At 32.5% G+C, this 14,674-nt stretch carries 12 protein-coding genes; all 12 read left to right on the top strand.

Annotated features, from left to right (window positions below; all coding sequences use genetic code 11):
* Window positions 1–10: 10 nt before the first annotated feature.
* The 12 genes from AC6I1H_RS13595 (at window position 11) to AC6I1H_RS13650 (ending at window position 14,633) form a co-directional block, all read left to right on the top strand.
* A complete protein-coding gene (locus tag AC6I1H_RS13595) occupies window positions 11–1,642 on the top strand; it encodes a class I SAM-dependent methyltransferase (protein WP_497738081.1) in 1,632 nt (543 codons plus the stop codon).
* A 23-nt stretch (window positions 1,643–1,665) separates the two neighbouring features.
* Window positions 1,666–2,733, top strand: coding sequence for a glycosyltransferase (locus tag AC6I1H_RS13600; protein ID WP_497738082.1), 1,068 nt, complete (start codon window positions 1,666–1,668; stop codon window positions 2,731–2,733).
* The gene (locus AC6I1H_RS13605; RefSeq protein WP_497738083.1) at window positions 2,726–3,829 is read left to right on the top strand and encodes a glycosyltransferase; all 1,104 of its coding nucleotides are present in this window, start codon (window positions 2,726–2,728) and stop codon (window positions 3,827–3,829) included. Before AC6I1H_RS13600 ends, AC6I1H_RS13605 begins: the two co-directional genes overlap by 8 nt.
* A gap of 84 nt (window positions 3,830–3,913) precedes the next feature.
* Window positions 3,914–5,047, top strand: a complete 1,134-nt coding sequence (locus AC6I1H_RS13610; protein ID WP_497738084.1) for a glycosyltransferase family 4 protein — start codon at window positions 3,914–3,916, stop codon at window positions 5,045–5,047.
* Entirely contained in the window at window positions 5,048–7,924 is a 2,877-nt protein-coding gene (locus tag AC6I1H_RS13615) for a YfhO family protein (protein ID WP_497738085.1), read from the top strand.
* A gap of 13 nt (window positions 7,925–7,937) precedes the next feature.
* Window positions 7,938–8,948 carry a glycosyltransferase family 2 protein gene (locus AC6I1H_RS13620; RefSeq protein WP_497738086.1) on the top strand — a complete coding sequence of 337 codons (1,011 nt, stop codon included), beginning with the start codon at window positions 7,938–7,940 and terminating at the stop codon, window positions 8,946–8,948.
* Window positions 8,935–9,375 (top strand): GtrA family protein, encoded by a 441-nt coding sequence (locus tag AC6I1H_RS13625; protein ID WP_497738087.1) that lies wholly within the window; start codon window positions 8,935–8,937, stop codon window positions 9,373–9,375. The genes AC6I1H_RS13620 and AC6I1H_RS13625 overlap by 14 nt, the downstream gene beginning before the upstream one ends.
* A 43-nt stretch (window positions 9,376–9,418) precedes the next feature.
* Entirely contained in the window at window positions 9,419–10,555 is a 1,137-nt protein-coding gene (locus tag AC6I1H_RS13630; protein ID WP_497738088.1) for a glycosyltransferase family 4 protein, read from the top strand.
* The gene (locus tag AC6I1H_RS13635) at window positions 10,552–11,667 is read left to right on the top strand and encodes a glycosyltransferase family 4 protein (protein ID WP_497738089.1); all 1,116 of its coding nucleotides are present in this window, start codon (window positions 10,552–10,554) and stop codon (window positions 11,665–11,667) included. Before AC6I1H_RS13630 ends, AC6I1H_RS13635 begins: the two co-directional genes overlap by 4 nt.
* Window positions 11,655–12,140: a COG1470 family protein gene (locus AC6I1H_RS13640; protein ID WP_497738090.1), complete on the top strand. Its 486-nt coding sequence runs from the start codon at window positions 11,655–11,657 to the stop codon at window positions 12,138–12,140. The genes AC6I1H_RS13635 and AC6I1H_RS13640 overlap by 13 nt, the downstream gene beginning before the upstream one ends.
* On the top strand, window positions 12,137–13,249 hold the full coding sequence (locus AC6I1H_RS13645; RefSeq protein WP_497738091.1) for a glycosyltransferase: 1,113 nt from the start codon (window positions 12,137–12,139) through the stop codon (window positions 13,247–13,249). Before AC6I1H_RS13640 ends, AC6I1H_RS13645 begins: the two co-directional genes overlap by 4 nt.
* A complete protein-coding gene (locus AC6I1H_RS13650) occupies window positions 13,233–14,633 on the top strand; it encodes a sugar transferase (RefSeq protein WP_497738093.1) in 1,401 nt (466 codons plus the stop codon). Before AC6I1H_RS13645 ends, AC6I1H_RS13650 begins: the two co-directional genes overlap by 17 nt.
* The last annotated feature ends 41 nt before the right edge of the window (window positions 14,634–14,674 follow it).

The raw sequence follows: 14,674 nt of genomic DNA on the forward strand, positions 1-14,674 counted from the left end.
GAGGTGTTTTATGATGGATGATATCTTTGAAATAAAAGATACAGAGATTAATGTAGAAGAAATAATGAATGAAATAAGAAAAAGAATCAAAGAACGCAATATTAAAGAAATAGAAATCCCTGAATTAACTTCTTTATCGCTATCAGAAGGAATTAATAATGAAACGAACTTTAACATGGATGAATTTGAAAGGAGTATAGCATATAACAATATTGGTTGGAATGTTGAGACTGAGTTTCCTATCACTTCACATCGAAAAATAATAGGAAGATATATCGTAATTGGCAAAAAAATTATTAGAAAGCTTTTACGCTGGTATATAAATCCTATTATTGATTTACAGCGAGAATTTAATGCCAGCGTTACTAGGGCTTTAAATCAAATAAAAAATTTTATTTTAGAGTTTCAATCTAAATATGAGCAATCTAACGAACAGATCTTATTATTAAAACAACATATCGCATCAATTAAAGAAGATTTGAATAGTAAATATAAATCAATGATAATAAATGAAGAATTGAAGAAGATAAATGAAGAATTAAATAAAATATATAAATTACATGAAGAAATAGAAAAAATAAACGAAGAATTAGGTAAAATCACGCAATTAAATAAAGATATAGATATAAAAACAATTTGTAATAAAATATATAACTTAGAAGAATTGAATTATAAAATAAAGGAGTTAGAGCATAATATAACATCTTTAAGTCAGCAACAGGAAAAAATAAATGAATTAAAGAAATTTGATTTCCAAATTGAAAATGTTTTAAATGATTTTCAAAAAAGACTTTATATTGTAGAAGAAAATGTGAGAGGATTAAATGATATAAATAAAAAGAATCTAAATGTTAATTTAACAGTGGGAGATAGATTGAGAAGGATAGAAAGTTCTTTAAAAAATCAAGGGATGATTAATAATAATCGTGTAAACCTCAAAAAACAAATTGAAAACAATGAAGAAAATTTTGCAGATATAGATTACTTTTTATTTGAAACTTTATATAGAGGAGACAGAGAAGAAATAAAGAAGAGACAATCAATTTATCTTAAATATTTTAAAGATAAGGAAGTAATCTTAGATATTGGATGTGGTAAAGGTGAATTTATTGAGTTGTTGATACAAGAAGGGAAAAAACAAGTTAAAGGTATAGATATTAATCAAGATATGATATTATATTGCAAGGATAAAGGTTTGCCTGTAGAAATGGCAGATGGGATAGAATATCTAAAAAATAATGTAGATGACGATACATTAGATGGAATATTTATGGGTCAGGTAATTGAACATATGACTCCAAGAGATATTATTAGCATAACAAGGTTATTATATCAAAAACTTAAAAAAAATGGTGTAATAGTAATAGAAACTGTAAATCCTCAGTGTTTATATGTTTTTGCCCATAGTTTCTATTTAGATATATCTCATATAAAGCCTATTCATCCATTTACATTGCAGTTTATTTTACAATCTGAAGGATTTGAGCAAATAGATATCTTATATTTATCAAAAACTGAAGAAAAAATACCTGTGATTAAAAGTAATAGTATTGAAAATTTAGAAGAAATTAATACAGCTATTGAAAGATTAAATAATTTAATTTATGGAAGTCAAGATTATGCAATAATTGCAAAAAAATAGTTTTAAAAAAAGGTGTAAATTTTATGAGAATAGATCAATTTTTACCAACAATTGCTTATGGTGATGCGGTTAGTTATGACGCTATAGCAATATCTAATTTATTAAAAAAGCTGGGATTTAAATCTGAAATATTTGCAGAAAATATAGATCCTCGTTTAAATAATTATTTAGCAAAACATATTAATCAATATAAAAAAAATGATTCTGATGATATAATTATTTATCATATGTCAACAGGGTCTGATATATATAATATGTTTAAACATTTAAATATAAGAAAATTGATGATATATCATAATATAACTCCTGAAAGCTATTTTGAATTGTATAATCATAAATTATATCAATTGGTTAAACAGGGTAGAAAGCAATTAGTAGATTTAAAAGATAATATAGATTTAGCACTTGCTGATTCAGAATTCAACAGAAAAGAATTAGTTGATTATGGCTATAGAAACACAGGAGTATTACCAATATTAATTCCCTTTAAAGATTATGAAAAAAAGCCTGATGAAGAAATATTAAATAAATATAATGATGGAAGGACAAATATAATATTTGTGGGAAGAATAGTACCAAATAAAAAACAAGAAGATATAATAAAAACTTTTTATTATTATAAGAAATATATAGATAAAGACAGCAGATTATTTTTAATAGGTTCATATAATGGGATGGAAAAATATTATGGTTTGTTAAAGAAGTTAGTAGAAATATTGGATTTAGATGATGTTAATTTTACTGGTCATATAAAATTTGAAGAGATATTGGCATATTATCATATGGCTGATGTATTTTTATGTATGAGTGAACATGAAGGATTTTGTGTGCCATTAATAGAGAGTATGTTTTTCAAAGTACCGATAATAGCATATAATTCAACAGCTATCCCATATACATTGGGTGATGCAGGGATAATGGTAAACAAAAAGGACTATCCCCTTATAGCAGAAATGATATACCAGGTTGTAAATGATACACATTTCAGAGAACAGATTATACAAAAACAAAATGAAAGGCTTCAGGAGTTTTCTGAAGAAAAAGTAGAAAAAATATTTGTAGATCATTTACACAGATTTCTTAATGGTTGAGGAGAAAAATATGGAACCTTGTATTATTGACCAATTATTACCAAATATTTCATATGGTGATGCTGTAAGCAATGCCGCTATAGCAATAATGAATCAACTAAAAAAAATGGGTTATGATTGTAATATATATGCGGAGTTTATAAATATTAAGGATATAAAAATGGAGCATTCAATTAAAAATATAACAGAATTTAAGGATAATCCTTATAGAAAAGCCATTATATATCATATGGCTACCAAAAGTGAAATAATTTATAAAATGATGAGTTTAAATAACGTAAAGAAAATAATGATTTACCATAATATAACACCAGAACATTTTTTTTTAAGTTATAGACAGGATTACTATAAAGCTGTAAAAGAAGCAAGGGAACAGCTAATATTATTAAAAGATAATATAGATTTTGCATTTGGTGTTTCGGAATATAATAGACAAGAATTAATTGAATATGGTTATAAAAAGACAGGGGTATTACCTATATTAATTCCCTTTAAAGATTATGAAAAAAAGCCTGATGAAGAAATATTAAATAAATATAATGATGGAAGGACAAATATAATATTTGTGGGAAGAATAGTACCAAATAAAAAACAAGAAGATATAATAAAAACTTTTTATTATTATAAGAAATATATAGATAAAGACAGCAGATTATTTTTAATAGGTTCATATAATGGGATGGAAAAATATTATGGTTTGTTAAAGAAGTTAGTAGAAATTTTGGATTTAGATGATGTTAATTTTACTGGTCATATAAAATTTGAAGAGATATTGGCATATTATCATATGGCTGATGTATTTTTATGTATGAGTGAACATGAAGGATTTTGTGTGCCATTAATAGAGAGTATGTTTTTCAAAGTACCGATAATAGCATATAATTCAACAGCTATCCCATATACATTGGGTGATGCAGGGATAATGGTAAACAAAAAGGACTATCCCCTTATAGCAGAAATGATATACCAGGTTGTAAATGATACACATTTCAGAGAACAGATTATACAAAAACAAAATGAAAGGCTTCAGGAGTTTTCTGAAGAAAAAGTAATAAATGCATTAAAGAGTCATTTACAACAATTCATCGGAGGATAAAATGGATAAGAGAAAAAAATAGCTTTTGTTGTACAAAGATATGGTAAAGAAGTTAACGGAGGCTCTGAAACTTTTTGTAAGCAGTTGGCTGAAAAGTTAATTGATTACTATGATATAGAGATTCTTACTACTTGTGCAATTGATTATATAACTTGGAAAAATGAATATAGCGAAGGAACAGATTATGTTGATGGAATTAAGGTTAAAAGATTTTTAGTAGATAAACAAAGAAACCAAAATGATTTTGCAGAACTCTCTAATAGGATATTAAATGCTAAACATGATATTAAAGATGAAATAGAATGGATGGAAAAACAAGGGCCTTATTGTCCTAGATTAATTGATTACATTAATAATAATAAAAATTTATATGATAAGTTTATTTTTTTTACTTATTTGTATTACAATGCTTATTTCGGATTACAGCAGGTTCCCGAGAAAAGCATATTAATCCCTACTGCTCATGATGAACCACCTATTTATTTAAATATATTTTATCCTTATTTTCATTTACCGAGAGCGATAATTTTTTTAACAGAAGAGGAAAGAGAATTTGTCCAAAAAAAATTTAATAACTCATATATACTTTCAGATATTATAGGCATGGGGATCGAAGTTCCTGAAAAAACAGATGCTGATTCGTTTAGGAAAAAATATAGCATATATGATGATTTTATATTATATGTTGGAAGAATTGACGAATCAAAAGGATGTAAAGAACTATTTGATTTTTTTATTAGATATAAAAATGAAAAAAGAAGTAACCTAAAATTAGTATTAATGGGTAAATCTGTTATGCATATTCCCAAACATAAGGATATAATAGCTTTGGGATTTGTATCTGAAGAAGATAAATTTAATGGCATATCTGCTGCCAAACTAAGTATATTGCCTTCAAAATTTGAAAGTTTTTCTATTTCTGTTTTAGAGAGTTTAGCCTTAGGTGTCCCAGTTTTGGTTAATGGTAAATGTGAAGTATTAAAAGGACATTGTATTCGAAGTAATGCTGGGCTATATTATACAAATTATGAGGAATTTAGATTATGTTTAAATTTATTTATGGAAAATGAATCTTTAATTATTAAGATGGGTGAAAATGGGATAAGATATGTAAAAATTAATTACAAATGGTCAAATATAATAAAAAAATATAATAATATAATTAATTGTTTTGATAGATTTTATTTTAATATGTTAAAAAAAGGAGGAATATATTAAATGAATATTAAAAATATAATTAAAGCCGTTATATTTATAATTAAAAGAAAAAAATTATATATATTAGCATTAATATTTTATATATTTTTTTATATATTATTTTTTTCACCAATTATTTTTTCAGGGAGACTTTTAGCTCCCGGTGATGGGACAAGTCAGTCAATACCTGCTTTTTATTCAGATAAAGAATTATGGACTACTTTTATATTTAGTGGCTATCCTATGGCAGCTGATCCGCAAAACATGACATGGTATCCGTTGGCATTTTTTTTGCGTCTATTTACTAATTCATGGAATTTATTTGTAATTAGTGCTTATATTATTGCTAGTATTTCAACATTCGGGTTAGTATTTATTCTAACAAAATCTTTTTATTCAGGTCTTATTTCAGGCCTAATTTTTGGAATAAGCGGCTTTTTTATGGCACATTTAGGACATACAAATATGATCCATTCTGCTGCATGGTTACCAACATTAATATTTTGTTTAGAAAAACTTAAGAAAGAAAAATTTAATGTTGGATGGTTTGTTGCAACTTGTTTTACAACTGCTAATAGTTTTTTAGCAGGTCATCCGCAAATATTTATTTATACGATGGGACTTTCTTTTTTTTATATTTTTTTCACGGGATTAAAAAGTAAACATTCAAAGAGATCTTTAATAAGGTATTATAGTATTTCTTTTATAGCTATTTTTATTGGGATTGGATTATCAGCCATTCAGTTAATTCCATCTATGGAATTAACAAAACTTAGTTTAAGAGAGAACTTAAATTATCAAGATTTTGTAAGCATAGCTTTACAATATAAAATGTTGATAATGCTTTTTTTCCCTTTTATTTTTGGAGGTAATTTTGGTATACCTTATTTTGGTCCATATGGATTAACAGAAGTAACTGGATATATAGGTGTTGTGACTTTTATTTTAGTCATTTTAGGAATCTTTTCATATAAAAATAATTACCAAATACGTTTTTGGGGGTTAGTAGCTTTTTTTAGCTTATTGTTAACTTTAGGTGATACAACTTTTTTAGCTAAATTGATGTATTATATTCCTGGATATAATCTTTTTCGAGCACCAGCACGGCATTTTTTAGAATTTTCACTTGCAATAAGTATATTATCTGGTTTCGGTATTTTAATAATTCAAAGATTGGATTTTAAAAATAATTTAATTTGGTTCCAACGAAGTATTATTATTATAATAAGTTTATTTATTTTATCATTTTTTGCAATTTTATTATATCAAAAAGACCTAAAATCAATTGCATATCATAAAGTAGGGATAAATTTATCAGTACTTCCCTGGGAAAATTATTCTTTAGGTGTTCCATTGTTAATTATACTTATTGGAACATTTCTTATATATAATTCACGGCATTTTTCACTAACATTAAGAAATTTCATTATATTAATAATAATAATTATCGATTTATCTTCTTTCGGTTGGTTTTATGAATGGAAATATAACTCACCTCATAAAAATCAATTATATGTATCTCATATCGAAAAATATAGAGATTTATGTTATACCTCAAATCAAAGAATAGTTTCATTAAGTGGAGCTTTAGGCAAAATGGAAGAAATCCCGCCAAATATAAATCGATTATGGAAAATACCAAATGTAAGTGGTTATAATCCTTTAATTTTAAAAAGATACTCTAATTTTTTAAATATGAATAATATAGGCATAACTTTTAATAATAAATGGGCTTTTAATGAAAATAATGCATTAAATTTATTATCAGCACGTTATCTTTTTTTTCCAAAAGATAAAGTAAATAATAAAATTGATTTTTATAAAAATAATATAGGTTGGTCAAATTTAGACTTGGAATTATTATTAGGATTATATGATAATCAAGAAATTAATTTACCAATATCTCCCATGTTTTTTAATAAAATAGCATTAGTAAGTTCTTTGGGTTGTTCAACAAGTATCCCTAATGGAACTGAAATTTTAAAGATTGAAATTACAACTAATAATAATGATAAATTAATAATCCCAATAAGAGTAGGTTTTGATACTTCTGAATGGGCATGGGATAGAAATGATGTTAAAACAAAAATAAAACATAATCGAGCTCAAATCTTTGAAAACTATAATGCTATAGATGATAATGGAAATATTTTTAAAGGTCATAAATATTTAACTATATTACAATTAAATGGTAGATATCAAATAAAAAATATTAAATTTCGATGGATCAATCAGTCTATTGATCCTAACACTTCAATAACTATTTATAAAATTACTTTGTTTGATGATCAATCAGGTATTTCATATCCATTAACATTAATTAATAGTACATTAGCTGATGAAAATCATTTCAAACATATTGAAGAAATAGGTGAAACTACAGTATTTGAAAATTTACAAGCAATGCCTAGAGCTTGGTTTGTCCCGAAAGTAATATCTTTAAAACCTGAAGAAATATTAAACACTATACATACTTCAAAATTACCTGATGGTAGAGCTTTTAATCCTAAAGAAATAGCATTAGTAGAAGAACCAATAAAATTTTCTTTTAACCAGCAAAATTTTAATGGAGATGTTTCTATTGTAAAGATTAATGAGACAAGTGTAGATTTAATTACAAATTCCAATTCAACGGGATTTCTTATATTAAGTGATGTGTATTATCCTGGATGGAAAGCCACTATAGATGGAAAAGAAGTTCCTATATTTCAGACGAATTATATATTAAGAGGTATTATAGTGCCAGCTGGTGGACATATAATTAAATTTGAGTTTAGACCTATAAGCTTTTATATTGGGGCAAGTATTAGTATTTTATCATTATTAACCCTAGTTATAATATTTTTTAAATCATGTGAAAAAGACAAAGTGTTAACTATAATAAATAATAAAAGATAATGGGGGTCTTCGCTTGGAAAACAAAATAAAGAATTCTACAGTTCTTTTATCAATTGTTGTTCCTATGTATAATGAATCGGATAACATTGATACATTTTATAATCGCACCATAAAAGTTTTAGAAGAATTAGGTGAAACTTTTGAAATAGTATGCGTAAATGATGGGAGTAAAGATAATACATTAGAGAAGTTGCTTGAATTACATAAAAAAGATCCTAGGGTAAAAGTGGTTGGTTTATCCCGCAATTTTGGTAAAGAAATTGCATTGAGTGCAGGAATAGATTATGCAAATGGAGAAGCAGTAATTCCGATTGATGCGGATTTGCAGGATCCTCCAGAATTAATCCCTCAACTTGTGGCAAAATGGCGGGAGGGCTATGATGTAGTATATGCTACAAGAACCAAAAGAGAAGGAGAAACATGGTTGAAAAAATGGACCGCCCATATGTTTTATAGAGTAATAGGGAAATTAACGAGGTTTAATATACCGAAAGATACCGGCGATTTTAGACTTATGGATAGAAAAGTTGTAGATGCCATAAAAAAGCTTCGAGAACAGCACCGTTTTATGAAAGGTTTATTCAGTTGGGTAGGATTCAAGCAGGTGAGTTTACCTTACTGTCGGGAACCACGCTTTGCAGGGAAAACCAAATTTAACTATTGGAAGCTATGGAACTTTGCCCTGGAAGGCATTACTTCTTTCAGTTTTGCACCTTTACAGTTCGCCACTTATTTCGGGCTCATTGTGTCTTTCACTGCATTTATATATGGTCTTTATATAATTGCCAAGACATTGATTTTCGGCAATCCAGTACCCGGATATCCTTCTATAATGGTTGTAATGCTATTTTTAGGCGGCGTCCAGCTTCTTACTCTTGGCATCATAGGTGAGTACATTGGTCGTATTTATAATGAATCCAAGAGAAGGCCTCTTTATTTTGTAAGGGAAGCTGTAGGATTTGACGATAATTGTGTAAATGAAACAATTAAAAGTGAGGTAGCTTATTTTAATGAGCATAAATAAACAGATAAAAGTTTTAAAGGAAGATTATATAGAAAAATATCATGAGCCGCTTTTTCAATTTATGCGATTCGGGCTGGTGGGGATCATATCAACTTTAACTCATATGGGAACACTAATTTTTCTTGTTGAGTTAATTAAATTTCCTCCGATTCCCGCATCTACCATAGGGTTTATTTTAGCGGTAATAGTATCATATTTCTTAAATTATCGATATACTTTTCGTGCTCATGGTTCACATAAGGGGTATTTTCCTAAGTATGTTTTGGTATGTATAGTAGGATTCATATTAAATACGGGGATAATGTATATAACTGTGGAAATTCTGAAATGGTGGTATATTGCAGGACAGATATGTACTTTGGTGGTTGTGCCTGTTTCAAACTTTTCATTAAACAGATTTTGGGCTTTTAAAAATGTCAAAGATTAAGTTCGTTATAATAACATCATTAAACCGGGGTAGGAGTTTTACTATGAAAATCGGCCTGGACATACAACCCATATTAAAAGATAAGACCGGTGTTGGGTGGTATACCCAAAAAATACTTGAGAATTTACAAAGCGATATATTTGAATTTGAAGGCTATGGGTTTAATTTTTTGAACCGGAATAGAATTGACGATGAAGTTAAGAATTTAAATTTTAATTATAAGATAAATAGACTGATGCCTTATGGCGTATATAGAAGAATATGGCACATCCTGCCGGTATCATTTAACACTTTATTCGAAAGCGATGCTGATATTTTTCATTTTTTTAATTATATTGTTCCGCCAAAAATAAGGGGCAGGATTATAGTTACCATATATGATATGGTCTACAAATTGTTTCCTGAAACCATGGCCCGGAGCAATTATAAAAGGCTTGAAAAAGAATTGAAAGGTTCTGTGGGTAGAGCCGATAAAATTATAACTATTTCCATGAATTCAAAAAAGGAAATAATGGAGTATTTAGATGTCGCTGAAGACAGGATTGATATTGTTTATCCCGGAATTGATGCGAATATATATAGTAAAGACTTCCCGACGCAGCGGTTTGAGGAGACAAAAGCGAAATACCGCCTTCCTTTGCGGTATATTCTGTATCTAGGGACTCTGGAGCCCAGGAAGAATATCGGCAGGATTATTGATGCCTATGCATTATTTATAAAAGAAGCCGATGAGGATATTAATCTAGTTATAGCGGGGAAAAAGGGCTGGATGTTTGATGAGATATTTAAAAAAGTGGAAGATTATGGTTTAAAAGAAAAAATCATTTTTACGGGATATGTGGATGAAAAGGACAAGCCCCTGATTTATAAGATGAGCGATTTGTTCATATTCCCATCCCTCTATGAAGGCTTCGGCATGCCGGTGCTGGAAGCTATGGCGGCAAGGGTGCCGGTGATTACTTCCAATACTTCCGCCCTGCCCGAGGTTGCGGGGGATGCCGCCTTATTAATAAATCCTCTTGACGTAGAAGATATATCCTACGCCATAAAAAAACTAATGAAAGATGAGGCTTTAAGAAATAGTTTAATCCAAAAAGGCCAAAAGAGAAGCCGGGATTTTTCATGGAAAAGATCCGCGGAAAAGCTGCTGGAAATTTACAGGGAAGTCGGAGGATCATGAAAAAAATTCTTATAAACGGCCTCTTAATAGATGAAAAAAGTGCGGGCATAGGGCATTACGGCTATGCCCTTATTAATGCTTTGTCAAAGGTAAATAAAGACTATGAGATTTCAGTGATGGCACGGCAGGGCCTTGCCTTTGACGGTGTCCGCATGGTCCATAAAAAATATGAGGGCTCTTTAAAAAGGGTGGCGGCTGAACAGCTTTTTTTGCGGAAGGAATGCGGAGAATACGACCTTGTGCATTTTATCGATTATAGCTCCCCGGTGCTCGGAATAAAAAAACCTTTTATAGTTACCATCCATGACCTGTCATTTTATAAGTATCCCGACACCTTTTCTTTCGTGAGCAGGAAGATCAAGCAGTTCATCACGCCCTTCAGCATAAAAAGGGCGGCGAAGATTATAGCGGATTCTGAAAGCACAAAAAGGGATATATTATCACGATTCAACATAGATGAATCCAGAGTTGAGGTGATATATCCCGGAAGACCCGATTACGGGAGAGTAGAGGATAATCTTAAAATAGAGGAAGTAAAAAGAAAATACGGAATAGAAGGTGATTACATCCTGTACCTGGGGACCCTCGAACCCAGGAAAAACATCGTGAAGCTGGTAGAAGCATATGCGGATCTGTTGAAGGAAGGAATAAAGGAAAAACTGGTGATCGCCGGAAAGAAAGGATGGCTTTATGAAGAAATTTTCCGTAAGGTGCAAAGCCTGGGGCTTGATAAAAAAGTGATCTTTACAGGTTATGTGGACGAAATGGACAAACCGAGCTTATACAGCGGTGCCAGGGTTTTCGTGTATCCCTCCCTTTACGAGGGCTTCGGCCTTCCGCCTCTGGAAGCCATGACCTGCGGCACACCCGTGGTAGTCTCCCATACATCATCACTTCCCGAAGTGGTGGGAGACGCCGGAATATTTGTTGATCCGAAAAATATTTATTCAATTTCGAAAGGAATTTATGATATAATAACAGATAGCTTATTGATGGAAAGAATTTCTGCTGCAGGCAAAGCGAGGAGCAGGCTTTTCTGCTGGCGGAAGGCAGCGAAAAAAGTGCTGGATATATACGATGAAGCTCTAGAGGTGAAAACGTGGAAACTCTGAGAAAGGTAATAGTTTTTTTTATTTTACCTGTCCTGGCTGTCGTGTTGCTGTATGTCAATGGGAGAATTCAGGCCGACAAGTATTTCAACAGGCTTTCGAATTTGAAGCAGTATGATAGCAAGATAAGCGCTGATTTGACTGAGTTGAAAGCAAGGCCCGGCGAAAAATTAATAGTGCCGCTTGATATAAAAAATACCGGGACTATGTCCTGGCTCAACGACGGAAAAAACAGCATAAATCTCTCATACCATATCCTGGATGAGAATAAGAAAATGATTTTAAATGATGGTGAAAGAACTGCAATACCGGGTTCCGTAAAATCAGGTGAAGCGGTGCAGGTTAACGCACAGGTCAAGGCCCCAGAAAAGGCGGGCATATACTATATTGAATTTGATATGGTGCATGAAGGCGTGACTTGGTTTGAACAAAAGGGCTCCAAAACTCTAACAGTCAGGCTGGAGGTAAAGCCATGAGGGTCGCCCTGGTTCACGATTGGCTCATCAATATGGGCGGTGCGGAAAGGCTCATAAAGATTTTCCATGAACTGTTTCCCGAAGCCCCCATATATACCTTATTTTATGACAAAGACAGGATGCCCGCAGAATTTCAGAAGATGGACATCCGGACATCCTGGCTGCAAAAAATACCCTATAGTACAAGAATATATCAGCATCTTTTGCCGCTCATGCCTATGGCGGTGGAACAGTTTGATTTATCTTGCTATGATTTAGTCTTAAGTTCATCAACCTGCTGTGCCAAAGGTGTAATAACCCGCCCGGACACTCTTCATATATGCTATTGCAATACTCCCATGAGATACGCCTGGGATTTTTATCGCGAATATATAGAAAATAAAAGCAGGCCCATGAAGCTGCTGATAGCGGAGGTGATGAATTATATCAGGCTCTGGGACAGGCTTTCCTCCGACAGGGTTGATTACTTCATAGCCAACTCGAATAACGTGAGAAAGAGAATATATAAACATTACAGGCGGGATTCCACCGTCATATATCCTGGAGTGGACACGGATTTTTACACTCCTTCGGGCGATATTGGAGACTATTATCTGATAGTATCCAGACTGGTGGGCTATAAGAGGGTGGACCTGGCTGTAAAGGCTTTTAATGAATTGGGGCTGCCTTTAGTAATAGTTGGAGATGGGCCGGAGCTTGCCCGATTGAAAAAGATGGCAAAAAACAACATCAGATTTACGGGCAGGCTGTCCGACGAAGAAGTGAGAGAATGCTACAGAAAATGCAGGGCGCTTATATTCCCCGCCGAAGAAGATTTCGGCCTGGTACCGCTGGAAGCCCAGTCCTGCGGTAGGCCCGTGATAGCCTATGGCAGGGGGGGAGCCCTGGAGACGGTTATCGAAGGCAAGACAGGCGTTTTCTTTTTCCAGCAGACTGCAGAATCCCTCAAAGAAGCGGTGCTGGATTTTGAGAAAAAAGCGGGTAAATTTGATGAAAAGTTCATAAGACAGCATGCACTGTGCTTCGGATATGACAGATTCAAAAAAGAAATGATGGATTTCATAAAAGATAAGATGAATACAGGGTGGGGTCATGAGCACCAGAAATGATAGGCTCATAAAACAGATTCTTTTCCTTTCGGATATACTTGCCATAGTTATATCAGGGTTTATAGCTGTTGGCATAAGGTTTTTTTTCAGGTGGAGCGAATTTGACGTCCGATGGTATTTCATAGGCCTTATGTTTTTCCTTTCTATTACCCTGATAGTCATGTATTTTAACAAGCTTTATGATTTGAAATACAAATCGTGGTTTGCCCAGGTGCCTGGAGTAATCAATTCTTATATTTACTCGCTTTTCGCCTTTGCGCTGTTTTCGTTTTTTGTGAGGGAGGTTTCTTACTCCCGGCTGGTGCTGATATATTTCTCCGTGTCTGCGGTAGCGCTTCTCTTAACCGGAAGATATGCGGCTTTATGCGCAATAAAAAAATTGTACCAGAGGGGCATAGGTGCCAAGAAGCTTTTATGCCTGGGAATTGACGAGAGAAGCCTTGATATATTGAAATACCTTCATGAACATGCGGAATTCGGCTTTATAGTGACAGGGTATCTCGATGAGGAAAATAAAAAGATAAAAAAGGCTTTTCCCTACCTGGGCAGGATAGAGGATTATGCCAGGGTAATTGAAGAAAAGGACGTCAGCGTGGTCCTGATTTCCTCGGGCAGCAAATATAAGCGCATCGATATCATCGAATACTGTGAAGAAAAATACATACAGGTGTATATGATACCCGATATACTGGACATCACCAGCAATCCCGTAGACATCGGCCAGATATCCACTATTCCCCTGATAAAGTTCAAAGAAGGAGCCATTTCGCCCCTGCAGGCCAAAATCAAAAGATTGTTTGATTTAATCTGCGCGTCTTTTGCGCTGATCATGCTCTCGCCCCTGTTTTTGCTGATAATAATCTTAATTAAGGTGACGACCCGGGGCAGCGTCTTCTTTATACAGGAGCGCTACGGCATGAACGGTGAGCTGATAAAAATAATAAAATTCAGGACCATGGTGGAAAACGCCGAAGAAATGCTGGAAAAACTGATTAAAGAAAATCCCGAAGCGAGAGAAGAATACAATACCTTCAGAAAATTGAAGAACGACCCGAGAATAACCCCTATCGGACGAATATTGAGAAATACCAGCCTGGACGAGCTTCCGCAGTTGATCAATATCATAATGGGCGACCTTAGCATTGTCGGTCCGAGGCCCATGCTGCTGGATGAAATGGAAAGATATGGGAAATATAAGAGGTTGATTTTGAAAGTGAACCCCGGCCTTACAGGCCTCTGGCAGATTAGCGGCAGAAATGAACTTCCTTTCTCTGAAAGAGTGAAACTGGACATTTATTATATCAACAACTGGTCGTTCTGGCTGGATATAATGATAATCCTCAAAACCATCCCGGCTCTGCTTCACAAGAACGGGGCGTATTAAAAAAATTCCCCATATTTCCCGGGAAATATTTGCCAAAAAGG

The sequence above is a fragment of the Biomaibacter sp. TOL genome (genome assembly GCF_059717795.1).